The sequence below is a fragment of the Micromonospora sp. NPDC047793 genome (assembly GCF_040642635.1).
Taxonomy (GTDB): Bacteria; Actinomycetota; Actinomycetes; order Mycobacteriales; family Micromonosporaceae; genus Micromonospora.
Genome location: NZ_JBEYSG010000008.1, coordinates 187252 through 212844, shown reverse-complemented (window position 1 = coordinate 212844; position 25593 = coordinate 187252). Strand labels below are relative to the sequence as shown.

17 protein-coding genes are annotated in these 25593 nt (G+C 72.4%); 6 read left to right on the top strand and 11 right to left on the bottom strand.

What is annotated here, in order from left to right:
- Positions 1-57: 57 nt before the first annotated feature.
- From ABZ738_RS18350 to ABZ738_RS18315, 8 genes are all read right to left on the bottom strand, one after another.
- On the bottom strand, positions 58-5133 hold the full coding sequence (locus tag ABZ738_RS18350) for a DNA repair ATPase (RefSeq protein WP_357214560.1): 5076 nt from the start codon (positions 5131-5133) through the stop codon (positions 58-60).
- Positions 5126-7147, bottom strand: coding sequence for a flotillin family protein (locus ABZ738_RS18345; protein ID WP_131054611.1), 2022 nt, complete (start codon positions 7145-7147; stop codon positions 5126-5128). The genes ABZ738_RS18350 and ABZ738_RS18345 overlap by 8 nt, the downstream gene beginning before the upstream one ends.
- Positions 7148-7325: 178 nt before the next feature.
- Positions 7326-7958, bottom strand: coding sequence for an OB-fold-containig protein (locus ABZ738_RS18340; protein WP_176092255.1), 633 nt, complete (start codon positions 7956-7958; stop codon positions 7326-7328).
- Between the two features lie 121 nt (positions 7959-8079).
- Positions 8080-8679 carry a hypothetical protein gene (locus tag ABZ738_RS18335; RefSeq protein WP_131054613.1) on the bottom strand — a complete coding sequence of 200 codons (600 nt, stop codon included), beginning with the start codon at positions 8677-8679 and terminating at the stop codon, positions 8080-8082.
- Positions 8680-8782: 103 nt separating this feature from the next.
- A complete protein-coding gene (locus tag ABZ738_RS18330; RefSeq protein WP_131054614.1) occupies positions 8783-9406 on the bottom strand; it encodes a sigma factor-like helix-turn-helix DNA-binding protein in 624 nt (207 codons plus the stop codon).
- Between the two features lie 371 nt (positions 9407-9777).
- On the bottom strand, positions 9778-11028 hold the full coding sequence (gene purD, locus ABZ738_RS18325; protein ID WP_176092252.1) for a phosphoribosylamine--glycine ligase: 1251 nt from the start codon (positions 11026-11028) through the stop codon (positions 9778-9780).
- Positions 11029-11182: 154 nt separating this feature from the next.
- Complete coding sequence (locus tag ABZ738_RS18320) at positions 11183-12091, bottom strand: type IV toxin-antitoxin system AbiEi family antitoxin domain-containing protein (RefSeq protein ID WP_176092251.1); 909 nt, start codon at positions 12089-12091, stop codon at positions 11183-11185.
- A 173-nt stretch (positions 12092-12264) separates the two neighbouring features.
- Complete coding sequence (locus ABZ738_RS18315) at positions 12265-13554, bottom strand: adenylosuccinate synthase (protein ID WP_131056071.1); 1290 nt, start codon at positions 13552-13554, stop codon at positions 12265-12267.
- A gap of 125 nt (positions 13555-13679) precedes the next feature.
- On the opposite strand from ABZ738_RS18315, the gene ABZ738_RS18310 reads away from it, so the two are divergent.
- Positions 13680-14678 (top strand): hypothetical protein, encoded by a 999-nt coding sequence (locus ABZ738_RS18310; protein WP_357214553.1) that lies wholly within the window; start codon positions 13680-13682, stop codon positions 14676-14678.
- Between the two features lie 71 nt (positions 14679-14749).
- Positions 14750-17083, top strand: coding sequence for a chromosome partitioning protein (locus ABZ738_RS18305; protein ID WP_357214551.1), 2334 nt, complete (start codon positions 14750-14752; stop codon positions 17081-17083).
- A 70-nt stretch (positions 17084-17153) separates the two neighbouring features.
- Here ABZ738_RS18305 and ABZ738_RS18300 read toward each other — a convergent pair whose 3' ends face one another.
- Entirely contained in the window at positions 17154-17582 is a 429-nt protein-coding gene (locus tag ABZ738_RS18300) for a DUF3151 domain-containing protein (protein WP_176092247.1), read from the bottom strand.
- A 251-nt stretch (positions 17583-17833) separates the two neighbouring features.
- Here ABZ738_RS18300 and ABZ738_RS18295 point away from each other — a divergent pair, with 251 nt between their 5' ends.
- Positions 17834-19114 (top strand): hypothetical protein, encoded by a 1281-nt coding sequence (locus ABZ738_RS18295; RefSeq protein WP_176092246.1) that lies wholly within the window; start codon positions 17834-17836, stop codon positions 19112-19114.
- Positions 19115-19237: 123 nt separating this feature from the next.
- Here the strand turns inward: ABZ738_RS18295 and fbaA are convergent, their stop codons facing one another.
- Positions 19238-20263: a class II fructose-bisphosphate aldolase gene (gene fbaA, locus ABZ738_RS18290; protein ID WP_131055184.1), complete on the bottom strand. Its 1026-nt coding sequence runs from the start codon at positions 20261-20263 to the stop codon at positions 19238-19240.
- A 224-nt stretch (positions 20264-20487) separates the two neighbouring features.
- Positions 20488-20871 (bottom strand): phage holin family protein, encoded by a 384-nt coding sequence (locus tag ABZ738_RS18285; RefSeq protein WP_131055186.1) that lies wholly within the window; start codon positions 20869-20871, stop codon positions 20488-20490.
- Positions 20872-21039: 168 nt separating this feature from the next.
- Here ABZ738_RS18285 and ABZ738_RS18280 point away from each other — a divergent pair, with 168 nt between their 5' ends.
- From ABZ738_RS18280 to ABZ738_RS18270, 3 genes are all read left to right on the top strand, one after another.
- Complete coding sequence (locus ABZ738_RS18280) at positions 21040-21252, top strand: hypothetical protein (RefSeq protein WP_176092245.1); 213 nt, start codon at positions 21040-21042, stop codon at positions 21250-21252.
- Between the two features lie 285 nt (positions 21253-21537).
- Positions 21538-22962 (top strand): 3' terminal RNA ribose 2'-O-methyltransferase Hen1, encoded by a 1425-nt coding sequence (locus ABZ738_RS18275; protein ID WP_357214757.1) that lies wholly within the window; start codon positions 21538-21540, stop codon positions 22960-22962.
- A gap of 88 nt (positions 22963-23050) precedes the next feature.
- Positions 23051-25576 carry a polynucleotide kinase-phosphatase gene (locus ABZ738_RS18270; RefSeq protein ID WP_357214544.1) on the top strand — a complete coding sequence of 842 codons (2526 nt, stop codon included), beginning with the start codon at positions 23051-23053 and terminating at the stop codon, positions 25574-25576.
- The last annotated feature ends 17 nt before the right edge of the window (positions 25577-25593 follow it).

The window sequence follows — 25593 nt, the reverse complement described above, 5'->3', positions numbered from 1 at the left end:
GAGGGGTCCCCTGCTAACGCCTACGGCATAGCAGGGGACCCCTCCTTACACGACAGCTCAGCGTTCGCTGACACGACCTATCGCGGCGGCGACTCCGCTGACCCGGTCGGCGAGCAGGCCGAGCGCGCCCACCGCGCGGTCGACCGGATCGTCGCCACCCCCGCCCAGTGCCTTCGAGCGCTGGAAGGCGTCCTTCACCTCGACCCACCGGGCGGCCTGTTCCGGGGTGAGCCGGCCACGCAGCTCGGCGAGCTTGAGCAGGTTCGCCTCCGCACCCGCCGCGAGCGTCTGCGCCTCGCCCAGGTAGTGGTCGTCGATCACCGCCTCCAGCTCCTCGTCGGTGAGCACCGGCACGATCCGCTCGGCGAGCTTGTTCATGTTCCGGTAGGAGCCCTGGAGCTGGAACTGCGGCTCGGTGCGGGCGTCGTCGGACTGGGCGGCCGAGGCGATGTACGCCTGGTTGTTGGCCAGCACCACCTGCTGCACCCGCAGCATCTTGCGCAGCACCGACACCATTTGTTCCAGCTCCACCGGCTGGTACGGGTGGGAGAGCTGGTCGGCACGGACCGAGTCGTCCCCGCGTGCCATCCGGACCAGCAGCTCCAGGTCGCCCCGGTCCCGCCCGGAGAGCGGTGCCAGCACCGGGTTGGCGGTGAGCGCGTTCTCGATGTAGCTGAGCGCGAACGCCTCCTCCCGCCCGGAGAGCACGTCACCGAGGTTCCACACGTCGGCCCGGTTGGCGAGCATGTCCGGGATCCGGAACCGCTTCCCCGACTCGGTGTACGGGTTACCGGCCATGCAGACCGCGAACCGCTTGCCGCGCAGGTCGTACGTGCGGGTGCGGCCCTCCCAGACACCCTCCATCCGGCGCTGCCCGTCACAGAGCGAGATGAACTTCTGCAACAGCTCCGGGTTGGTGTGCTGGATGTCGTCCAGGTAGAGCAGCACGTTGTTGCCCAGCTCCAGGGCGAAGGAGATCTTCTCGACCTCCTGCCGGGCGGTGGCGTCGGGCGCCTCGGCCGGGTCCAGCGAGGTGACCTTGGTGCCCAGGGCCGGCCCGTTGACCTTGACGAAGACCAGTCCGAGTCGGCTGGCGACGTACTCCATCAGGGTCGTCTTGCCGTACCCGGGCGGTGAGATCAGCAGCAGCAGGCCGGACTGGTCGACCCGCTTGCCGTCGCCGGTGGCACCGAGCTGCCGGGCCAGGTTGTCGCCGATCAGCGGCAGGTACACCTCGTCGAGCAGCCGGTTGCGGACGAAGGCGTTCATCACCTTCGGCCGGTACTCCTCCAGCCGCAGGCGGTCCCGCTCGGCGTCCACCAGGGCGTTGCGTCGCCGCTGGTAGTCCCGGTACGCGGGGACCAGGTCGGTGCGGAACGTCCGGGTCCGGGCCAGCATCTCGTCCAGCCGTACGTCGAGCGTGGAGCCGTCGATGCGGGGGTGCGCGCCGAGCAGCCCGCCGACCGTCTCGGTCATCGTCGCCGTGCTGTCCTGCCGGGCCGGCTCCGCACCGCACAGCTCGACGGCGACCGCCTCCGGCAGGTCGTACCCGGACAGGTTGCCGTCGTCGGTGGCCAGGAACGCGGTCAGCCACGCCTCCACCAGCTGGTGACGGCCGGCGAGGTCGTCACCGAGGGCACGCAGGTCGTCGTCGAACTCGCGGGACGACCGCGACTGCGGGCCGCCGAGTGCCCGGCGGAACCGGTCCAGCAGAGCCCGCGCCCCGCCACCGGTGACGAACCGCACCGGCGGTGAGGACAGTTCCTCGAACAGGTACTCGCCGGCCACCGCCGTCCCAGCGGGCGGCACCGGGAGTCCGGCGGACCGCAGGAACGTCTCGGCCGCCTCGGCGAGCTGCGCGCCGAGCCGGTCGGCGGCGTCCTCCCCCTCGGGACGGCCGAACCGCTGCCGGGCGCGGGCCAGCGAGGCGGCCCGGGCGGTCCAGGCGGACCGGGTCGGTTCGTCGGTGCCGTACCGCCAGAACAACTGCGCGGCGGCCCGGTCGGCCGGCGGGTAACGCAGCAGCCCGGCACCGGCGTGCAGGCGCAGCAGCACCCGCAGGATCTCGGCGGCGTCGTGGTCGTGCACGCCGCGCTCGTACCCCTCGTCGTAACGGGTCTCGGCGATCCGCCGCACCAGGTCCCGCAGCCCGTTCGCGTCCACCGCCGCGGTGTGCAGCGCGTCCAGGGTGAGCCCGTCACGACCCGCCTCGGCGGCGGCCAGGATCGCCGTGGCCAGGTACTCGGCCCGGTACACCTGCGCCGACTCGGAGACCAGCAGCTGGTCCCAGAACCGCCGGGTCTGCTGGAACTCCTCGTCGCGCACCGGTGCGCGGTAGTCGGTGCCGGTCACCGCCACCACCATGCGGCCCTCGGCCGGCACGACCGCCACGTCCACCGGTTGCGTGTTCACCGCGAAGCGGTGCCGGCCCAGCCGGATCGTCTCGCCGCCGTCGGCGTACAGGTCGAGGCGGTCGCGCAGACCGCGACCGGACTCCTGGCGAGCGGCCCGGATCCGGCCGTCCAGCTCCTCGGCCCGCACCGCGTCGCCGAGGGTACGCAGTTCCTCCACCACCGAGCGGAGCTTGCCCACCATCGGGTCGGCCGCGAAGTAGGTGTTGATCTCGTCCAGTGAGCCGAGCGTGCCGGCCCGCCGCTGCACGCTGACCAGGATCCGCTCGGCCGACCCGACCAGCCGGTCGGCCCGCCGGGACCGCTCGTCCAGCAGGGCCTGCTTGCGCGCCGAGAACGCCTCGTAGATGTCGGTACGCCGGGTCGACAGCTCGGTGAGGAAGTCGTCGAACTCGCCGAACCGGGACTCCAGCTCCTCCACGCGCAGCAGCAGCCGGCCGAGTTGCTCGTCGCAGCGTTCGGCGGTGTCCGCCGCCGCCAGCGCCCCGGTCACCGCCTGCCCGAGCAGGGCGAACTCGGCGGCGAAACCGGCCCGGCCCTCCACCGCGGCCAGTTCCTGGCGTCGCTTGTCGAGCACTGCCCGGGCCCGGTTGACCGCGCCCAGCACCTCACCGACCCGGCCCAGGATGCCGGTCCGTACGGTCGCGTCGGCGATGTCCAGCCCGCCGACGACGTCGGTGATGGTCTGCAGGCCGTCGGTACGGGCGGCCAGCTCGTCGCGGACGGTGCCGGCCTCGGCCACGGTGCCGATCTCGGCGGCCCGCGCGGCGAGTCGATCCACCTCCTGCTGGTAGCCGGTGAACGCCTCGTCACGGCGGAGGAACTCGACCGCGCGTCGACCGGCGACCGACAGTTCCTCGTCCAGCCGGGCGGCCAGCTCGTCGATCCGGTCGTGGTCGACGTACCGCAGTTCGCGCAACGACTCCAGGTGTCCGCGCGCCCGACGCAACCCACCGAGCTGGGTGACCCAGTCGTCGGCGGTCAGCGGCGCCTCGCCCCGGGCCCGGCGGGCCAGCGAGGCGATCTGCTCGGCGCTCTCGTCCAGCTCGGCGCGGGCCTGCTCGGTGAGCGTACGGACCTTCTCGTGCTCCTCCAGCACGGAGCTGGCGGTACGCCGCAGACCGCTCAGCGGGGTGGCCAGGTCACCCAGCTCGTCCTCGCCGAGCCAGTGGAAGTGGTCGGTGATCCGGGCACAGGCCGCGATCAGCGCCTCGTACACCCCGGCGGTGGCGCTGCCCTGCACCATCCGCGCCGCCGAGAGGCAGTCCGAGATGCCGCGTACCAGGTCGGCGTTGCCGATCCGCTCCAGCGGACCGGTGCCGGCCGGCTGCGCCGCCGCGTACGCGTCGGAGACGTACGGCGTCTGCCAGATCTGCATCGGGTGGACCCGGGTCGGCTCCTCGGAGACGGCCCGGAACACCACGAGCGTGCCGTCGTCGAAGAGGGAGAAGCCGTGGCACGGGATCGGCGCGGCCACCTCCTTGCGGATCGCGTTGTACGGCAGCAGCAGCGAGCGCCCCTCGGCCCGGGCGTGGAAGACGTAGAGCACGTCCTCACCGTTCGGCGAGCGCACCACCCGCTCGAACTCCAGGTCGGCGACCTCGGTGTCGAAGGTGCGGGTGACGCCGGTCGCCAGGTGGTACCCGCCCGGGAAGATGATGCCGTGGTCCTCGGGCAGCCGCTGGCAGGCCACCCCGATGCCGTCGAGGCGGACCACCTCCCGGGTGAGCGTGTTGAAGACCAGGTGCCGCCACTGTGTCTCCTTGTACGGCAGGATCCGCAGCAGGATCAGCGGACCCACCCGGGCCCACTGCACGTCGGCGTCGGCCAGGCTCTGCAACGGCTCGTCCACCGGCTCGCTGTAGATGCCCTCGCCGACCTCGGTGTTGTTCTCCACCTTGACGGTCAGCGTGCCGCCCACCGTCTCGACGAAGACCTCGCCGTCGATGTCGATGTGCGGGTGCCGGCCGAGGACGTGGTCCTGCCGGGTCGTCTCGATCCACTCGAAGTCGTGGCTCGGCGGGAAGACGTGGTCCCGCTCTCCCCGGCTGTCCAGGTACTCCGGGATGCCGTCCACGCCGACCTGCCAGCGCAGCACCCGGATGTCCTCGGTACGCGGCCCGGTCTGGAACACCGCCAGCAGCCGGGCGTCGACGCGGCGCAGTTGCAGCAGGCGCGCCTGCCGGTAGTAGCGGTACAGCTCGCCGAAGTCCCGGACGAACTGCGGGTGCCGCAGCAGGCCGGGCAGTTCGTCCTGACCGGCCTCGTCGAACCGGAAGGCGACCTCCTCCGATTCACCCTCGCGCTGTTCGCGGGTGAATCGGTGCAGCGAGAAGACGTCGTCGACGGTCGTCTCCGGCTTCAGGCCGATGAAGACGTTGTAGCCGAACAGCATCAGCCCGCCGACCGGGACGAGGTCCCGGGGCACGCAGTTGTGCTCCGTACGGATCCGCTCGGTGCTCAGCAGCCGCAGCTCGGTGCTGCCGAAGACCTCCAGCCGGCGGGCGTTGAGCGACTCGGCCCGCCGGGCCAACTCGGCGGCCTGCCCGGCGAGGCGCTTGCGCAGCACCTCGTAGCTGCCGTCGTCCAGCCCGGGCCGGGTACCGCCGTCCGACACGACCTCGGCCGGATCGGGTCCGTCGCCGGACCGGCCCGCCGGGGCCGGCCCGGCGGCACCGGGCATACGCCCGGTGGTCGCCGGACCGGCGGTCGGCTCACTCACCGGCGGGCTGCCGCGAACCGGTGAGGGCGGCGACCGGGGTGTCCGCCACACCCAGGCGCTGCGCGGCCTTCAGCAGCTCCTGGAGCTTGCCCTTGTCGGCACCGCCGGAGCGCATCTGCTGCGCCAGGAACGCCGACAGCGTGAGGTTCTGCACGTCGGCGGTGTTCAGCGAGCCGATCATCCGGGTCAGGTCGTCGGTGAAGCTGGCTTTGCCGTCCAGCCACGGTTGGGCGAGGTTCTTCGCCACGTCCGAGTGGGCCACGAAGCTGTCCACGCTCTTGCCGAACGAGATCGAGCTGAGCAGCCGGTCGAAGAAGACACTGTCCCCACCGACGATGTCGATGTTCGCCTTCTCCAGACCGGTGGAGACCAGGGCGGCCTGTGCCTCGGCGACCTGCCGCTGGGTGTCCAGCCCGGCGAGCCGGACCTCCTTCTCCAGTTCCAGGCGCAACCGGTACTCCTCGTGCTCGCGGGTCGCGTCGTCCAGCGCGGCCATCGCGGCGGCCTTCTCGGTGAGACCCTCGGCCTCGCCCTTCAGCTTCTCGCGCACCGCGTCGGCGACGAGCAGTGCCTTCTCCCGCTCCACCGCGACCTCGGCCCGACCGACCTTCTCGATGGCCTCGGCACTGCGCTCCTTGACCTGTACCTCGGCCAGGCCGGCCGCTGCGGTCTCGGCCTGGACTCCCTCGGCCAGCCGGATCTTCGCCCGGGCGTCCAGTTCTGCGGCCTGCTGCCGGGCCTCGGCCAGCACCAGTTCCTCGCGGGCCTTGTACTTCGCCGCCGCCTCGGCGGCCTCCGCCGCCTTGATGTCCTTGACCAGGCTCTCCTGCGCCTCGGCCTCGGCCTGGATGACCACCGCCTGGCGGGTCCGCTCGGCCTCCTCGACCACGCGCAGCCGCTTGATGTTCTCCTCCTGCTCGGCCACGGTCTTCTCCACCGCGATCCGCTCCCGGACGACCTCGGCGATGGCCCGCTTCTCGGCCTCCACCTCCTTGTCCTTGGCGATCGTGCTCAGCTCGGTCTCCCGCTCCCGGCCGATCACCTCCAGCATGCGGTCCTTCTCGATCCGCTCGGTCTCGATGGCGATGACCCGCTCGCGGTTCTTCTCCGCGACCGCGATCTCCCGCGCCCGGTTCTCGTGCTGGACGCCCAACTGCTCGTCGGTACGGATGTTCGCCGTCTCGGCCCGCAGCCGCTCCTCGGCGCGTACCCGGGTGGTCTCGGCCTGCTCGCGGGCCCGCACGGTCTCGATCTCGCGCTGCTGCTTGGCCTCGGCGTCGGCCTGCCGCCGCTCCAGTTCGAGGATCGCCTCCTTGGCGTCCACGTTCTGGCGGGTGATCTCCTTCTCCTCGCTGCGCCGGAACTCGTTCGTCCGGACGTGCTCCTGCGTGGTCAGCTCGGTGATCTTCCGGATGCCCTGGGCGTCGAGGATGTTCTTCGGGTCGAGCTGCGACATCGGCGTCTGCTCGAGGAAGTCGATCGCCGCGTCCTCCAGGCTGTAGCCGTTGAGGTCGGTGCCGATGACCCGGATGATCTGGTCGCGGAACTCGTCACGCTTGGTGTAGAGGTCGACGAAGTCGAGCTGCTTGCCGACGGTCTTCAGCGCCTCGGAGAACTTCGCGTTGAACAGCTCCTGGAGCGTCTCCCGGTCGCTGGCCCGCGCGGTGCCGATCGCCTGCGCCACCTTGATGACGTCCTCGTTCGTCTTGTTCACCCGGACGAAGAAGGTGATCCGGATGTCGGCCCGGATGTTGTCGCGGCAGATCAGACCCTCGTTGCCGGTCCGTTCGATGTCGATCGTCTTGACCGAGATGTCCATGATCTCGGCCTTGTGCAGCACCGGCATCACCACCGCGCCGGTGAAGGTCACGTCGACCCGCCGGATCTTGGAGATGATCAGCGCCTTGCCCTGCTCGACCTTGCGGAACAGCCGACTGACCATGAACACCACGCCGAGCGCGACGAGCAGGACGACGGCGAGGAGTACACCGATTCCGGTGGTGATCACTTCCATGGTTGGGCGCGCGGACGGCGGCAGCCGGCGACGGGGCCGGGGCGGGGCGCCGCGCATCCTCCTTTCGAGGGGATACGTCAGGGGCAGCGTGGCGGGCGGGCCGGACGAAGGGGGTTCGCACCGACCGCCTCGGGCGAGGTCGGGGTGATCCGCGCGGAAGCGGACTCACCAGGGGCGATTACTCGGGGGCATGTCTCAGGGGGTCGAAGGTGGGCCCGGCGGGCATCACCCAGAAGAACTCACCCTCGGTGTCGTAGTCGTAGATCAACGCGGAAGTGCCGGCCGTCATCTTCTCGTCGCCCGGCTGCCGGACCTGCACCACGGCCGACGAGCCGTCCGCCGCCGTCACCTCGGCCTGACCGAAGTCGGCGGTGACCGTACCGGTCCGCACCACACAGAGGCGGCCGACGAAGGTGTTACGGCTGGCGTCCGAATCGGTCGGGAAGAGGCGTCCCAACGGCACCGCGACCAGCCGGGTCACCGCGTACGCGCAGAACGCGGCGGCCAGCAGCACGCCGATCGAGACCGCGATCCGGGTGCCGGCGCCGAGCCCGATGCCGTCGAGCAGCGCGGTACCGGCCAGGCTGACGAACCAGGCCACCGCGACGAGCAGGGAGAAGATGATCGCACTGGGTACGCCGCCGAGCCCGAGACCGGCGAGGAACGTACCCGGTCCGCCGTCGACGTCCAGGTCGTCGCCCAGATCCAGCACCCCGGTCAGCACCAGCAGCCAGTAGCCGACGACGACCACGAGCAGGAAGCTGAACAGCACGGTGGGGAAACTGAGTGCCGTGCCGAGAAAGCCGGTCACCTTGTCCTCCTCCCCCGCACCCGGCGGCCCGAGCAGGCCACCGGCACGATGATCGTGACACGGGATGTCAACCGCATGGTCAGGGCCGATCGGCCGGTCCACCCGGTCTGACCGGCCAAGATCAGCCCAGGTTGGCCGTCACGAGAGCGTCCAGCGTCGCCGCACGGACCTGCGGCGTGTCCCCGGTCACGGAAACGAACAGGGTACGCCCGTCGGGAAGCCACGCCGACAGGTACGCCGTCGAGGTCGCCACGTCGTCCGTGGCCAGCACCTGCGCCGCAGTCGCCACGGTGACCTCGCGGGATACCCCGGGGAGCCCCAGCGCCGCCTCGAAGTCGAAGACCGCGACCACCCGGATCACCGGGCCGTCCCCCTCGTACGCCACCCGGTCGCCGGTCGGCACCGCCTGCGGACGCGCCATCCGCAGCACCGCCTCGGCGGGGTCGGCCGGCCGCAGATAGGCCGGCAGGCCACGTAGTTCGGGCACGGCCGGACTGGCGGGCGCCGCGGCCGGCGACGCTGGTGCCGGTCGACCGGCCGTCACCACGGTGAAGACCCCCAGGCCGACCACCGTGCAGAGCGCCAACGCCACGGCGACGGCCTGGGCCCGGCGACGACGACGCAGGCGGGCCCGCACCGCCGGGAGCGGATCCGGACCCGACATACCCCCGCCGGGCCCGCCGTCCCAGACCTCCCGAAGAGCAGCCCGGACGTCGGTCATCGCGCCACCTCCCGATCGACTCCGGTCATGCCGTCACATCCCGATCGGCTCCGGCCTCTGGGAACGGCTCCGGTCATCGCGCGGCCTCGGGGAACGGCGCCGGTCATCGCACGACCTCCGGGAGGGCTCCGGCACGGCCGGCCGGCAGTCCCGGGCGGATCGCGTCGAGCGCCCGGCGCCGCAGGGACCGGACGGCCGCCGGACGTCGCCCGACAGCCTCGGCGATCGCTGCGTCGTCGAGATCGTCGAGGTACGCCAGGACGAGCACCGCCCGTTGCACGGGTGGCAGCCCGGCCAGCAGTCGACGCAGCAGGCCACCGTCCTCGACGCGTTCGGACCCGAGGTCGGCCACGCGATCGGGCCCACTGTCGGCCACGCGATCGGGCCCACTGTCGGCCACGCGATCGGATCCGCTCTCGGCGACACGGCCGGGTTCGCTCTGGCGGCCGGACCTGCCGTCGGCGACCGGCGGAGACGCCGGCGGAGTGGGCCGGAGCAGGCGGACCAGCGTCCGGAGCCGACCGGTGTGCAGCCGGATCATCTCGACTTTCGCGTACTCGACCGGGTTGCCGTCGGCGAGCACGCGATGCCACACCCCGGCCACCCGGACGTAGGTCTCCTGGAGAAGATCCTCCGCCCGGTCCGGGTCTGCGGCGACCGCACGCGCGTACCGGCGCAGCACCGGCGCGGAGCGGTGGACGAACGTCTCGAACTCGTCGGCTGCCATCCCGCCTCCCTCCCTAGTGCGGTGTCCAGAAACGTTCACCGGGCCGCGCCGCGACACCGCCAACGTTCCTGGACACCGCACTAGCCACTAATACGCTGCGGGGAGGTGATTGCGTTGCGGCCCGTCGACCACAACCGCCGACCGTTCGGTCAGCGACGTCCGGCGCGGCGGATCGCCGGCCGAACCGGATCAGCACCATCAGGGCAGCCGGACAGCCGACCCGCCGGTCGACACCGGGCCGGTCGACAATCGCCAGGGTCGGGCGAGCCATCGGACTGGGCGACACCGTCAGGGCGCAGGCGACACCGGATTGGGTGACGTCGCCGGGGCAGGGACAGGCCGCCGGACTGGCCGGGGCCGCTTCGGAGGGCTCAGGCGGGGAGCGTGATCCTGCCGTCGATCGCGGACGAAGCGATGTCGCCACGGTGGTGCGACCCGGCCAGCGTGATGCCGCGTACCAGTTCGTAGGCGGCGTCGCGCGCGGCGGCCAGGTCGGGGCCGGTGGCCGTACCGCAGAGGACCCGGCCGCCGGCGGAGAGCAGGGCACCGTCGGCGGCCCGGCGGGCGGTGCCGGCGTGGATGACGCCCGGGCGGTCCGCGCCGGTGATCACGTCACCGGTACGCGGCGGGGCCGGATAGCCCTCGGCGGCGACCACCACGGTCACCGCCGCGCCGTCGTGCCAGCGCAGCGGCGGGTGCTCGGCCAGCGTGCCGGTGGCGGCGGCGTGCAGCAGACCGGCCAGCGGCGTCTCCAGCAGGGCGAGCACCACCTGGGTCTCCGGGTCGCCGAAGCGGGCGTTGAACTCGATCACCCGGGGACCGTCGGCGGTGATCGCCAGCCCGACGTAGAGCAGGCCGGCGAAGGGCGTGCCCCGACGACGCATCTCGACCAGCGTGGGGTGCACGACGTCCCGCATCACGTCATCGACCAGGTCGGACGGCGCCCAGGGCAGCGGCGCGTACGCACCCATGCCGCCGGTGTTCGGGCCGCTGTCACCGTCACCGACCCGCTTGAAGTCCTGCGCCGGCAGCAGCGGCACGGCGGCCTCGCCGTCGGTCACCACGAACAGCGAGACCTCCGGGCCGGCCAGGTACTCCTCGACGACCACCCGACCGCACTCGGCGGCGTGCCGCAGCGCGGCGTCGCGGTCCTCGGTCACCACCACGCCCTTGCCGGCGGCGAGCCCGTCGTTCTTCACCACGTACGGCGGCCCGAACTCGTCCAGGGCAGCGGCCGTACCCGCCTCGTCGGTGCAGGTGTGGGCGCGGGCCGTGGGCACACCGGCGGCCGTCATCACGTCCTTGGCGAACGTCTTGGAGCCTTCCAGCTGCGCCGCCTCGGCCGACGGGCCGAACACCGCGATGCCCTTGGCCCGCAGCGCGTCGGCGACTCCGGCGACCAGCGGCGCCTCCGGCCCGATCACGACCAGGTCGGCGGCCACCTCGACCGCGAGTGCCGCCACGGCTTCGGGATCGGTCGCCACGACCTCCCGCAGCTCGGCAACGCCCGCGATGCCGGGATTGCCCGGTGCCGCGATCACCTGCTCAACGGTCGGATCCTCGGCGAGCCGCAGCGCAAGCGCGTGCTCCCGTCCACCACTACCCAGCAACAGAACACGCACAGCCGGCATCCTACCCACCACCCTCCTCGACCCTGTTGATCAAGAAGTTCGCGTCTCAATTCCGGCGTGTAGACGCCCAAACTTCTTGATCAACGAGGTGGGCGGGGCAGTGCGGGCGGGGCAGGGCGGGCCGCGTGAGGCTGGGGCGGCGGGGTTAGTGGGGGGTGCGGAGGGCTTGTTTGACGGTTTGCGGGATGTAGTCGGGGTGGAGGGTGTCGGACCAGGTGAAACGGAGGATGCGCCAGCCGGCGTTGACCAGACGGTTCTGTCGCATCCGGTCCGCGTAGATCGCCTGCGGTCCGTCGTGCGGCCCTCTGCCGTCCGCCTCGGCGATCAGGCGGGCCCGGCGCCAGCCCAGGTCACCGACGCCCAGGAGCCAGCCGTCCTCGTCTCGAACCTCGACCTGGAGCACGTCCGGCGGGACACCGCCGTCGACGCACCGCAGCCGGGCACGCGTCTCCAACGGTGACTGGGCCCGGCCGTCCGTCTCGGTGAGGTGCCGCCGGGCGGCGACCGCACCGCGCCGTCCGGCGATCAGAGCGGGGATCGACGCCAGGTCCGCCTCGGTGAGCAGCCGCTTGTTGAGGGCCGAGTCCAGGACGCAGACCGCCGGGTACCGGTCTGCGCGCAGGATGACGTCGGCGACGGTACGCACAGCCGTGGTGACCGGCACACCGGCCAGCACCTCGACATCCTCTGAACCCAGGGTCAACTGGTGTACGACGATTTCCGGATCCGTACGCCGCTGCGGGCGCGGGCACTGCACCGGCACCGAGACGTGGATCTCGGACGCGGCACGCAGCCCGGCGATCCCGTGCATCTCGGCGGCGGTCCCCAGCACGGCCACCGCCTCCGGCCCCAGACTGTCCACCGCCGCCCGGATCCGGGCCCGTCGTAGCGCCAACGGGTCAGGTTCGGTGGACGGCGTGAAGCGCCCCCGGGCCAGCCTGACCCAACGCCCCGACCGGACCAGGTGGCGGATCTGCCCCCGAGTGAACCCCGCCGACAGCGCCTGTTCCACCGTCACCACACCGCTTCGCGCCCCGAGTCCCGTCTCCCCCATCCCCCCACCCCACCGCCCGCAGCCCCACTTTTCCACCCCTGTGGATAACCCGCCGCCCCCTGTGGACAACCTCCGCCGCCTGCGGAGTTGATCAAGGGATTTGGGTCACCCGGGACCTCCCACCGTGACCAAAACTTCTTGATCAACGCGGAGAGGGGGGTGGGGAGGAGGGGTTAGGGGAGGAGGGGGTGGCGGGTTACGTTTTCCTCGCGGCCGGGGCCTACGCCCACGACGCTGACGCGGGTGTTGCAGAGCTGCTCGATGCGGGCGATGTAGCGCCGGGCGTTCTCGGGGAGGTCGTCCTCGGTCCGCGCCTTGGTGATGTCCTCCCACCAGCCTTCGTGCTCTTCGTAGATCGGCGTGGCGTGGTGGAAGTCGGTCTGGGTCATCGGCATGTCGTCGACGCGCTTGCCGTTGATCTCGTAGCCGACGCAGATCGGCACGGTGGCCAGCCCGGTGAGGACGTCCAGCTTCGTGACGACCAGGTCGGTGACGCCGTTGAGGCGGCACGAGTACCGGGCCACCACCGCGTCGAACCAGCCGCAGCGGCGCTCCCGGCCGGTGGTGGTGCCGTACTCGTGGCCGACCTTGCGCAGGTGCGCGCCGTTCTCGTCGAAGAGCTCGGTCGGGAACGGACCCGAACCGACCCGGGTGGTGTACGCCTTGCTCACCGCGATCACCTTCGTGATCGCGGTCGGCGGGATGCCCGCGCCCACGCACGCGCCACCGGCCGTCGGGTTCGACGAGGTGACGAAGGGGTACGTGCCGTGGTCCATGTCGAGCATGGTGGCCTGGGCACCTTCGAGGAGCACGGTGTCGCCACGGTCCAGCGCGTCCCAAAGCATCGCGCGGGTCTCCGCGATGTACGGCCGCAGCCGCTCCGCGTACTCCAGGTACTCCTCGATGGTGGCGTCGACGTCCCCCGCCTTGCGGTTGTAGACCTTGAACAGCACCTGGTTCTTCTCGCGCAGCGCGAGTTCCAGCTTCTTGCGGAAGATGCCCGGGTCGAGCAGGTCCTGCACCCGGATGCCCATCCGGGCCACCTTGTCGCCGTACGCGGGGCCGATGCCCCGGCCGGTGGTGCCGATGCGGGAGCTGCCCAGGTAGCGCTCGACCACCCGGTCCAGCGCCCGGTGGTGCGGCATGATCAGGTGCGCGTCGCCGGAGATGCGCAGCCGGGAGACGTCCACGCCGCGCTCGGCGAGCCCGTCGATCTCGTTCAGCAGCACCTTCGGGTCGACCACCACGCCGTTGCCGATGACGATCACGGCGTTCGGGGAGAGCGCACCCGAGGGCATGAGGTGCAGCGCGTACTTCTGGCCGTCAGGGGTGATCACGGTGTGCCCGGCGTTGTTGCCGCCGGAGTAGCGCACGACGTAGTCGACCCGCTCACCCAGTTGGTCGGTAACCTTGCCCTTGCCCTCGTCACCCCACTGAGCGCCGATGAGCACGATCGCTGGCATCTCTTCGCCTCCAGAAGGCTCGGGTGCCAGATGGCGACCGTGTCAGCGAGCCCGGGGTGTCAGGTTAACAAGTAGTGACGGCACGACCGGCAGGGGTCGCGCCGAGAGGCAGGAGGGGCCTACCCGTGTACGACGTGGTGCTGCTCACCCTCGGCTCGGAGCGGGACGCTCCCGGGGCCGGTTGTGGCAGCGGCGGTGCCTGTTGCGGCGGAACGCCCGAGGCCGCCCCGGACCGGCCGGAACGCTGCGAGACGCCGCGCGTACCGGTGCTGGCCTGCGCAGACGCGCTGACCGCCCGAGGCGCACGGGTCGAGACGGTGACCGCCCGATCGGACACGGAGATCGACGAGGTGCTGGCCCGACTGGACGCACCGCCTCGGCCGGACGGGCTCACCTGGCCCGACCCGGACTCCAAGGTCCGCCTCGTGCTGGCAGTGGCTGGTGACGCACAGTTGCGGGCCGTGATACGCCGGTTGGTCCGGCGGTACGCCCCGCCGCCGAGTCGTCGTCCGGCCGACCTGGCCGACGGCCGGACCGTGCCGGACCTGCCGCCCGTCGGCGTACTGCCGCTGGATCCGGCCCGCAGCACCACGCACCGGGACCTCGCCGCGCAGCTCGGCCTGCCCCGTGATCCGGCGGCGGTGGCCGCCGCCGTACTCGACGGCACGCCCCGCCGACTGGACCTGCTGCGCAACGACGGCGGCTCGGTGACCCTGGACGGCGCGCTGCTCGGTGCCGCCGCCGAGGACGGGCGCCCGTTGCACTGGCGTGGTCGGGTGGAGGTGGACGACGCGGTGCTCTCCCACGGCGACGACCCGCTGCTGGCCTGCGCGATCGGCAACGCCGCCGGGTACGCCCGGCTCGACGACGTCACCCTGCTCGCCGCGCCCGACCCGACGGACGGGCTGGTCGAGGTCGCGGTGGCGGTCCCGGTGGTGACCCGGTCACGGCTGGGTCGCCGACGGGTACGCCTGGAGGTACGTCGGGCCCGGGGCCGGGCGGTGTCCGTGCTGCCCCGGGACGAGGCTGCGCTGCCGTATCTGGACGACGGCGTGGAGGGGCAGTTGACCCGTAAGCGGTCCTGGTGGACCGAGTCGGGTGCCTGGGCGGTCTGGGCGGTCTGACCCCCACCCCGCGTCGGCGGCCGAGGTCGGCCGGTGGGCCTATCCTCGGCAGAGGGAATGGGGGAGGAACCGTGGTGGACGAGAACGCCGACCGGGCGCACGTGCCCGGCCAGCAAGGGGCGCCGGAACGGGACATCGAACCACTCTGGCCGCCGGACCAGGTCGAGGGCTTCGGCACGCCCGCATGGGCGACGCCACCGACGCCTCCCGCCGCGCCGCCCGTTCCCCCGGACCGCTCGGCCTACCCGGTGCCGCCGACCGCCGGTCCGCCGGGTCACCTGCCGTCGACCGGTCAGCCGGCCGGTCCGCCATCGCCCGCCGACTACCCGTCACTGACCGCCGGTGGGCCCAATGGTGTCGGCGGCGAGTCAGGTCCGCCGCCGGGATGGGCGCCGACACCACCGCCCGTGGTCGGCGAGCAGGCGAACGTGCCACCGCCCGTGGTCGGCGGGCGGGCGAACGTGCCTCCACCCGTGGTCGGCGGGCGCGCGAGTGTGCCACCGCCCACCGGCTGGGCACCCGTACCGCCGCAGCCGGAGCACGGCCGGGTCGACCTGGACCTGCCGTTCACCCTCGACCGGCCGACCTCGCTCGCGCCTCCGCACGAGCGCACGTCCGGCACCGCGGGCCCGCCGCCGGACGCGACGGCCGACCACGGTCCGCGTGCCGACGCCGACCTGCGGCCCGCCGCCGACATCGGCTCGCCTGCGGACGACGGTGGGCCGGACCTGGACGGCGGGACCGAGGCGGGGACTGCGGAGACCTCGACGGGCGGCGGCGACCGTCCGCTCGGCGACGCCCCGCCGCCGCCCCGGCCGTCGACGGAGTCGCCCTGGGCTCAACCTCCGCAGCGCCCGACCGCCAACCTGCCGGAGGGCAGCGACCCGGCCCAGACCACCGACGGCCCGCCGCGTCCCGGTTGGGCCCCCGGTATGCAGCCGCCTCCGCCGGTGCCGTCGGCCGTCGGAACCAGTCGGCCGGTGCCGCCGCAGGCCGGGACGTACCCCGTGCCCGCACCGCAGCACGGCACCCCGGTACCGCCGCCGCACCGTGACGCGTTCCCGTTGCCGCACGTCGGTCCGTTCCCCGAGCACCAGGGCGCGGTCGTGCCGCCGGTGCCGCAGCACGGCGTCCCGATACCACCGCCCCAGTCCGGCCCGTTCCCGCCACAGCCCGATGCGGTGCCGTCCCCACCCGGCGCGGCATCGCCGCAACCCGGGGCAGTCCCGACCCAGCCCGGGGTAGCGCCGACCCAGCCCGGCGCGGTGCCGCCGTATCCGGACGGCTCGTCGTACCCGGCGCCGCATCAGGCGGAGTCGCCGCCCGGACCGTTCCCGCCGCAGCCGGCCTGGAACCCGGCACCCTGGCAGCAGGGCGCGCCGACGACGACGTCCCCGACGCCGCAACTGCCCTACCCGGGCGCGACCCCGACGCCCGTCGGCTACCCCGATCCGGCCTGGAACCCGGCTGAGCCGGGCGTCCCGCCCACCGCCGAGGACTTCGCCCGGCGGCGGCAGGTCCGCCCGGCCGACCCGGTCGCCACCATGGGCGTACGGGCGGTGGTGAACCGGACCGGCCTGGTGAAGCTGCCACCCGGCCGGCAGGAGCTGGAACTCAAGCGGGACATCGAGACGGTCCGCCGCAACTTCGGCGGGCTCCGGCAGGTGACCGTGGTCAACCCGAAGGGCGGGGCGGGCAAGACCGTCGCCATCCTGCTGCTCGCGATGACCTTCGGCCAGAAGCGCGGCGGGTACGTCCTGGCCTGGGACAACAACGAGACCCAGGGCACCCTCGGCATGCGCGCGCAGCAGGACTTCCACTCGCGTACGGTCCGGGATCTGCTGCGTGACCTGGGGCAGTTCCACGGTGCCCACGGGCGGGTCGGTGACCTGTCGCAGTACGTCCGCTCGCAGGGCGAGGGGATGTTCGACGTCCTCGCCTCCGACGAGTCGGCCACCGGCGGCGAGATGCTCACCGCCTCGGCTTTCGGCGAGATCCGTGAGGTGGTCAGCCGCTTCTACAAGCTGATCTTCGTGGACACCGGCAACAACGTCCGGGCCCAGAACTGGCAGGCCGCGATGGACGCCACCGACCAACTGGTGGTCACCATGTCGGCCCGTAACGACTCGGCCGAGACCGCTGCCCGGATGCTCGACCACCTGGAGCAGAGCGGTCGGCAACGGCTGGTCCGGCAGGCGGTCACGGTGGTCTCCATGCCGCCGTCGCGCAAGGAGATCGACCTGCCCGCGATCCAGGAGCACTTCGCCGCGCGTACCCGGGGCGTGTTGCTGGCACCGTACGAGCGGCTCATCGACACCGGAGAGCCGATCCGGTACGCCCAACTCTCGGCGGCGACCCGGGACGCCTGGCTCAAGATCGCCGCCTCGGTCGCCGAGGGACTCTAGACCCCGACCGCGTCACGTCGGGCCGCCGGCCCGGGGAGCGTCTCCCCCGAGTCGGCGGCTCGACGGGCGCTCAGTTGCTGGCCAGCGCGTCGGCGGCGGCCGGGTCGCAGTCACGGAGGAACTGGGCACAGCGGGCCGCCTCGTCCGCCTCACCGATCGCGTCGGCGGCGCGGGACAGCACATAGAGGCAACGCAGGAAGCCCCGGTTCGGCTCGTGCGACCAGGGCACCGGCCCGTGCCCCTTCCAGCCGCTGCGGCGCAGCTGGTCCAGTCCCCGGTGGTAGCCGGTGCGGGCGTACGCGTACGCGGCGACGACCTGGCCCTCGGCGAGGGCGCGGGCGGCCAACGCCGCCCAGGCGGCGCTGTGCGTCGGGAACCGGCCGGCCACCGCGGCCAACGCCTCGTCGCCGCCGTCCTGCTCGGCCGTGGCCAGCGTGGCGTCGGCCTCGTCGTGTGCGGGCAGGAGCGTGGCCGGGGGCTCCGGCAAGAGGTTCTGCATCGTCCCATTCAACCCGCTTCCGGCCATGGCCCGCGAGGGGGTCCGGCGAGCCGGCTGGCTGAACGGCCGAGAGGTCCGTCACGCCTGCGGCCCATGCCGCCGCCCGGTCCTTTCCACTACAACTAAAAGACCGGAGCCTCCCCAGGAACCGGAGTTGCGGGAGCTCGGCCAGGCCGCCGGGCTCCCGCCACCTTTCCCAGCCGGTCGGGGTCAGCTCGGGCACGGTTGCGGCAACCGGGCAGGATGGCCGGGTGCCGACCCCACCCCCCGCGGACGTCATCGAGCCGCACACCTGGTTGAACGAGATCCAGACCCGGGCCGAACTCGATCAACGGCTCGCCGACGGAACCCTGGTCGGGCTGACCGTCCAGGGGCTCCGGCTGGACCTGGACCCGGTCCCCGACCTCAGCGACATCGAGGTCGCCGGAGCCCTCTTCGTCGGCTGCCGCTTCGCCTCCCGGCAGGTCGGCGCGGACCTGGTCCGGCGCGGCGCGAACGTGGTGCCGCCCTTCTCCGGGCTGCCGTACCCGACCCAGCCACCGCACCTCTACACCCCCGAGGAACTGGCCGCCGGCTTCACCGAGGGCGGCTTCGAGGCGATGTACGACAGCCGCGTGTACGCGCACTTCCGCGCGCACGGCGGGGCACTCCCCGACGTACGCGAAGCGCTCGGCCAGCGGTTGCACGACCACGGCGTGGACAACGCGCTGGCCGACGCCACCCGGGCCTGGCTGGCCACGCACGGACCGCAGTCCGTCGTCGGGGTGATGGGCGGGCACGCCGTACGCCGAGGCAGCGCGCCGTACCGGACGGCCGCCGTGCTGGGCTGGGAGCTGGCGCGGGCCCACCGCCTGGTGGTGACCGGCGGCGGCCCGGGTGTGATGGAGGCCGCCAACCTGGGCGCGTACCTGTCGACCCGGTCGGCCGAGGACCTCACCGCCGCCATCGACCTGCTCGCCGCCGCACCCGACTTCACCGACCACGACCGCTACACGGCGGCGGCGCTGCGGGTGCGGGAGCTGTTCGGCCGCTCGGTCACGCCACCACCGGAGGACGACGGCGAGCCGGCCGTCGCGTACCGGGCCGACTCCGCCGCGCTGACCACCGGCGACCTGGACTGGGCCAACTGTGGCGGGCTGGCGGTGCCGACCTGGCTCTACGGCCACGAACCGGCGAACCTGTTCGCCGGCCGGATCGCCAAGTACTTCTCCAACGCCATCCGCGAGGACACCATCCTGCGGCTGGCCCGGGGCGGGATCGTCTTCGCACCCGGCCGCGCGGGCACGGTGCAGGAGGTGTTCCAGGCGGCCACGAAGACCTACTACGGCACGGACGGGGCCAGCGGGGCGTACGTGTTCCTGGACCGCGAGTACTGGACCTCGGAACTGCCGGTGGAGTCACTGCTGAAGCCCCTGCTGTCCACGTCGCCGTTCGGCGACCTCTCCGGCACCGTGCACCTCACCGACGACGTGCACGAGGCGGTCCGTCTGCTCCTCCGACCGTCGGCGGAGAAAGCTCCGTTCTCGGTGTAAGGAAGGGACCCCTGCTATACACCAGGCGTTAGTAGGGGACCCCTCCTTGCACGAAGCCCAGAAACGCGACGGCGGCCGGCCCCGTGGGAGGAACCGGCCGCCGTCGGCGGCGACGTCAGGACGTCACTTGGTCATCGTGGTACCGGTCGAGCGCAGGTGCTCGCAGGCCTCCGCGACCCGGGCGGCCATGCCGGTCTCGGCGGCCTTGCCCCACACCCGGGGGTCGTACAGCTTCTTGTTGCCGACCTCGCCGTCGACCTTGAGCACGCCGTCGTAGTTGCGGAACATGTGGTCCGCCACCGGCCGGGAGAAGGTGTACTGCGTGTCGGTGTCGATGTTCATCTTCACCACGCCGTAGTCCAGCGCCTCGCGGATCTCGGACAGCAGCGAGCCGGATCCACCGTGGAAGACCAGGCTGAGCGGCTTGTCCTTGCCGTACTTGGCGCCGACGGCGTCCTGGATCTGCTTGAGCACCTCGGGCCGCAGCTTGACGTTGCCCGGCTTGTAGACGCCGTGCACGTTGCCGAAGGTCAGGGCGGCCATGTAGCGGCCCTTCTCGCCCAGGCCCAGCGACTCGACCATGGCGAGTCCGTCCTCGACCGTGGTGTAGAGCTTGTCGTTGATGGCGTTCTCGACGCCGTCCTCTTCACCGCCGACGACGCCGACCTCGATCTCCAGGACGATCTTGCCCTTGGCGGCCTCGGCGAGAAGCTGCTCGGCGATCTCCAGGTTCTCCGCGACCGGCACGGCCGAGCCGTCCCACATGTGCGACTGGAACAGCGGCTCCTGGCCGTTCTTGACCCGCTCCTGCGAGATGGCCATGAGCGGCCGGACGAACTTGTCCAGCTTGTCCTTCGGGCAGTGGTCGGTGTGCAGCGCGATGTTGACCGGGTACTTCTTGGCCACCTCGTGCGCGTACGCGGCGAACGCCACCGCGCCGGTGACCATGTCCTTCACCGACGGGCCGGAGAGGTACTCGGCGCCACCGGTGGAGACCTGGATGATGCCGTCGCTCTCCGCGTCGGCGAAGCCCTTGAGCGCCGCGTTGAGCGTCTGGGACGACGTCACGTTGATCGCCGGGTACGCGTACCGGCCGGCCTTGGCGCGGTCCAGCATCTCGGCGTAAGCCTCGGGGGAAGCGATGGGCATGTCGAACGCTCCTTACTTGCCGCTGACGGCCGTGCGGCCGCCGCTCTTCGTGCGCCGGCCGTTCGGCCGCCTGTCGACGGTCGGCCGGGCAGCCGCGCGAAACTCCGTTGGCGGTCGGCCGGATGGCCGCCTGATCGCCATTGGTGCGCCGGACCGCGCTGTCCTACGCGGGCAGTATCCCGTAGCTGGACCAGCCCGGCACAACCGGCCCGGCGCCGGACGGCTCACCGACGGTCCGCACGGTCCGGCACCACGACGCTGATCAGCCAGGTCGCCACCGCCATCACGATGGCTCCCCAGAAGGCGGCCCAGAAGCCGTCCACGTGGAACGGCAGGTCGAGGGTGCCGGCGATCCAGTCCGTCAGCAGGAACAACAGCGCGTTGACCACCAGCGCGAACAGGCCGAGGGTCAGCAGGTAGAAGACGCAGCCCACCACTTTGATCAACGGCTTGAGCACCGCGTTGATCACCCCGAAGATCAACGCCACGATCAACAGGGTGAACACGGTGTCGTAGCCGGTGCGCCCGGTCACCTCGACCCCCGGCACGATCAGCGTGGTGATCCACAGTGCGACGGCGGTCGTCACCAGCCGGATGAGGAAGCCCACGGGACCATCCTGGCATCGGGGCGGCCCGCCGGTGGGCCGATTCGCCCGACTCGGCCGTACCCCGGGTGCGCTCTTCGCCCCGCCGGGTGGCGTGCCGGTTCCCAGCGCGACACCGGCACAGCCCGTACCGTGGAGCGGTACCGTCCACCGACATCCCGGAGGCACCGAATGGGCCAGCCCGGCGAGGACTTCGCCCCCGGCGACCACCTCAGCGCTGACGAACGCGACCTGGAGGCCGAGCCGGCCGACGCGGTCGAGCAGGCCACGGTGGTCAACCCCGCCGAGGTCGAGGACGAACCGCACCGCGGCCTGGAGGTCGCCGACTGGGACGCCATGGAGCAGGCCCGCGTAGTAGCCCCTGACGAAGACGACTACCGCTGACCTCCCAGCTCCTCTCCCTCCGCCCCCTCCCCGCACGCCCCCCAGGAGCAGCACGCACCTCCCCCGGCTCTCCCCGGAGCAGCACGCCCTCCCCTCGGCCTCCGACGGCGCATGCGCACGTCAGGTTTCCGGGGAGCCCCACCCGCGCAGGGATCAAGCCTGACCGCCCGGAGCGGGTGGGGCTCCCCGGAAACCCACCCCGAGTGAGCCCGCGAAACCCCCACCGCAACCATCCCCGCAAAAACCCGCAGACGCAAGATCGACCAACCTGGCACGATGAGCCGCGTGCTGCTCACCCTGACCACCACGCACCACCCCGCGACCGACCTGGGCCATCTCCTGGTCAAGCACCCCGACCGCACGCACACCTTCGACGTGCCCGTCGGCACCGCGCACGTCTTCTATCCCGAGGCCGGGGAGCGGCGCTGCACCGCCGCGCTGCTGCTCGACGTCGACCCGGCGAAGCTCGCCGCGCAGGGCCGGGGTCGGGGCCGCCACTCGGCCACCACGCCGGAGACCTTCACCCTCGGGCGGTACGTCAACGACCGGCAGTACGCCGCGTCCAGCCTGCTCGCCTCGGCGCTGTCGCGGGTGTTCCGGTCGGCGTTGCGCGGCGAGTCGCGGGACCGCCCGGAGTTGGCGGGTACGGCCATCCCGCTGGAGGTACGGGTGCCGGTGCTGCGCTGCCGGGGCGGCGCCGACGTGGCCGTACGCCTCTTCACTCCGCTCGGTTGGGCCGTCACCGCGACCGCCGTCCCGCTCGACGAGGCGTACCCGGAGTGGGGCGACAGCCGGTACGTCGATCTGACCCTCACCGGCACGCTGCGGGTGGCCGACGCGCTCAACCACCTGTACGTCCTGCTGCCCGTGCTGGACGACGCGAAGCACTACTGGGTGGCGCCGGACGAGGTCGACAAGCTGTTGCGGGCGGGCGCGGGTTGGCTCGGTGACCACCCGGAGCGTGCGCTGATCGCCCGCCGCTACCTGGCGCACCGGCGGGCGCTGGCCGGTGCGGCGTTGGAGCGCCTGGCCGCCCAGCGGCCCGTCGACGAGCCGACGGCGGACGACGACGTGGACGAGGTGCCGGCCCGCGCGGGCGGGGCCCGGGCGTCGCTGGCCGCGCGCCGCCGGACGGCGGTGCACGCCGCGCTGGTGGCTGCCGGTGCGCATCGGGTGCTGGACCTGGGCTGTGGCGGGGGCACGTTGCTGGCGACGCTGATCGGGGACCGGCGGTTCACCGAGATCGTCGGCACCGACGTCTCCGCCCAGGCGCTCGCGTCGGCCGCCCGGCGGCTGCGGCTGGACCGGTTGCCCGAGCGTCAGCGCGACCGGGTGACGCTGCGGCAGTCCGCGTTGACCTATCGGGACGACCGGTTGCGCGGGTACGACGCGGCGGTGCTGATGGAGGTGGTCGAGCACGTCGATCCGCCTCGGCTGCCGGCGCTGGAGGACAGCGTGTTCGGGTACGCCCGACCGACGACGGTCGTGGTGACCACGCCGAACGTCGAGCACAACGTGCGGTACGAGGGGCTGACGCCGGGTGCCTTCCGGCATCCCGACCACCGGTTCGAGTGGTCCCGCGCCGAGTTCGCCGACTGGGTGCGCCGAGTCTGCGCGACGTACGGCTACACGGCCGCCTCGTCCGGCGTCGGCGACGACGACCCGGAGGTGGGCGCTCCCACCCAGCTCGCCGTGTTCACCCGGATCTGAGCGTTCACCCGGATCTGAAAGTTAATAGGGGGCCCTTGCTCTACCGGAGGCGTTAACAAGGTGCCCTTCCTTATTCCAAGGAGCGATCATGAGCGTCCTGGACATCCCCGAGCTGGCGCTGGTGGCGTTGGTCGGAGTCTCGGGCTCCGGCAAGTCGACGTTCGCCGGCCGGCACTTCGCGCCCAGCCAGGTGCTCTCCTCGGACGCGTTCCGGGCGATGGTCGCCGACGACGAGAACGACCAGTCCGCCTCCGCCGACGCCTTCGACGCGCTGCACTACGTGGCCGCCAAGCGGCTGCGTGCCGGTCGACTCACCGTGGTCGACGCCACCAACCTCCAGCCGCACGCCCGCGCCGGCCTGGTCCGCGTCGCCCGGGAGCACGACGTGCTGCCGGTGGCGATCGTGCTGGACGTGCCGGAGGCGCTGGCCTGGGAGCGTACGGAGGCGCGCAGCGACCGCACCTTGGGTCGGCAGGTGCTCGCCCGGATGTCACGCGACCTGCGTCGCAGCTACGGCCAGTTGGCCCGGGAGGGCTTCCGCAAGGTGCACGTCCTGCGCGGCACCGACGAGATCGACCGCGCCGAGATCCGGTACGAGCGGATGTTCAACGACCGCCGGGAGCTGACCGGGCCGTTCGACATCGTCGGTGACGTGCACGGCTGCCGGGCGGAACTGGAGACGTTGCTGCTCCGGCTGGGCTGGCGGCTGCACCACGACGAGGCGGGTCGCCCGGTGGACGCGACCCACCCGTCGGGGCGTACCGCCGTGTTCGTCGGTGACCTGGTGGACCGCGGCCCGGACTCGCCCGGGGTGCTCCGCCTGGTGATGGGGATGGTCGCGGCCGGGCACGCGCTCTGCGTACCCGGCAACCACGAGCAGAAGCTGCTGCGCAAGCTGCGCGGGCGCAACGTGAAGGTGGCGCACGGCCTGGCCGAGACGCTGGACCAGTTGGCGGCCGAGCCTGCCGAGTTCACCGCCGAGGTGGCCACCTTCGTCGACGGGCTGGTCAGCCACTACCTGCTCGACGGCGGCCGGCTGGTGGTCGCGCACGCCGGGCTCAAGGAGGAGTACCAGGGCCGCGCCTCCGGCCGGGTACGCGCCTTCGCGCTGTACGGCGAGACGACCGGCGAGACCGACGAGTACGGCCTGCCGGTGCGCTACCCGTGGGCCCGCGAGTACCGGGGTGCGGCCACCGTCGTCTACGGCCACACCCCCACCCCCGAGCCCGAGTGGATCAACAACACCATCTGCGTCGACACCGGGTGCGTCTTCGGTGGGCGGCTGACCGCGCTGCGCTACCCGGAACGCGAGCTGGTCTCGGTGCCGGCGGAACGCGAGTGGTACGCCCCGGTGCGCCCGCTCGTCGCCGCTCCGTCCCGCCCCGACGAGGTGCTGGAGCTGACCGACGTGGCCGGGCGGCGGCACGTGGAGCACACGTACGGCTCGTTGACGGTGCCGGCGGAGAACGCCGCCGCCGCGTTGGAGGTGATGAGCCGCTTCGCGGTCGACCCGCGCCGGCTGGTCTGGTTGCCGCCGACCATGGCGCCCTGCTCGACGTCCCGCGTCGACGGCTACCTGGAACACCCGACGGAGGCGTTCGCCGACTACCGGGCGGCCGGGGTGGACCGGGTGGTCTGCGAGGAGAAGCACATGGGCTCCCGCGCGGTGGTGCTGGTCTGCCGGGAGCCGAACGGTGGCCCGTTCGGACCGGGCGGCGGGGTGGTCCACACCCGCACCGGACGGCCGTTCTTCGGCGAACCGCTCGACACCGAACTGCTCGACCGGGTCCGCGCGGCGGTGACCGCCGCCGGGCTCTGGGCAGAGATGGAGACCGACTGGCTGTTGCTCGACTGTGAACTGCTGCCCTGGTCGGCGAAGGCCGGTGGCCTCATCCGGGAGCAGTACGCCGGGGTCGGTGCCGCCGGCCGGGCGGCCCTGCCGGCGGCACTGGACTCGCTGGACGCCGCCGCCGCGCGCGGGCTGGACGTGACCGCGCTGCGCGACCGGACCGCCCGTCGCCGGGACGACGTGCTCGCCTACACGTCCGCCTACCGGGCGTACGTGGGACCCACGGACGGGTTACGCGGGGTGACGTTGGCCCCGTTCGCGGTGCTGGCCGGCGGTTCCGCCGGGTACGCCGACCGCGACCACGGCTGGCACCTGGCCCAGGCCGACCGGCTCTGCGCGGCGGACCCGGAGTTCTTCACGCCGACCCGACGCCAGGTGGTCGACCTCGGCGACCCGGACGCGGTACAGGCCGCGACCCACTGGTGGCTGGAGCTGACCGGGGCCGGCGGCGAGGGCATGGTGGTCAAGCCGTACGCCGGTCCGGCGGCCCGCAGCGAACGGGGCTCGCTGCTCCAGCCGGGCATCAAGTGCCGGGGACGGGAGTACCTGCGGATCATCTACGGTCCCGGCTACACCGAGCCGGAGGAGTTGGCCGCGCTGCGCAAGCGCTCCCTGGGACGCAAACGCGGGATGGCGCTGCGTGAGCACGGGCTGGGACTGGCCGCGGTGGACGCGTTGGTCGACGGTGCCCCGCTGTGGCGTCGGCACGAGTTGGTCTTCGCGATCCTGGCCTGCGAGTCCGAGCCGGTGGACCCCCGTCTCTGACGCCAACCGGGCATTGC

What these genes read in the sequence shown, in the direction of transcription:
- ABZ738_RS18345 (WP_131054611.1), bottom strand. Translation starts at nt 7,147, where the DNA reads ATGGAAGTGATCACCACCGGAATCGGTGTACTCCTCGCCGTCGTCCTG.
- ABZ738_RS18335 (WP_131054613.1), bottom strand. Translation starts at nt 8,679, where the DNA reads ATGACCGACGTCCGGGCTGCTCTTCGGGAGGTCTGGGACGGCGGGCCC.
- ABZ738_RS18330 (WP_131054614.1), bottom strand. Translation starts at nt 9,406, where the DNA reads ATGGCAGCCGACGAGTTCGAGACGTTCGTCCACCGCTCCGCGCCGGTG.
- ABZ738_RS18320 (WP_176092251.1), bottom strand. Translation starts at nt 12,091, where the DNA reads ATGGGGGAGACGGGACTCGGGGCGCGAAGCGGTGTGGTGACGGTGGAA.
- ABZ738_RS18315 (WP_131056071.1), bottom strand. Translation starts at nt 13,554, where the DNA reads ATGCCAGCGATCGTGCTCATCGGCGCTCAGTGGGGTGACGAGGGCAAG.
- ABZ738_RS18300 (WP_176092247.1), bottom strand. Translation starts at nt 17,582, where the DNA reads ATGCAGAACCTCTTGCCGGAGCCCCCGGCCACGCTCCTGCCCGCACAC.
- fbaA (WP_131055184.1), bottom strand. Translation starts at nt 20,263, where the DNA reads ATGCCCATCGCTTCCCCCGAGGCTTACGCCGAGATGCTGGACCGCGCC.
- ABZ738_RS18280 (WP_176092245.1), top strand. Translation starts at nt 21,040, where the DNA reads ATGGGCCAGCCCGGCGAGGACTTCGCCCCCGGCGACCACCTCAGCGCT.
- ABZ738_RS18270 (WP_357214544.1), top strand. Translation starts at nt 23,051, where the DNA reads ATGAGCGTCCTGGACATCCCCGAGCTGGCGCTGGTGGCGTTGGTCGGA.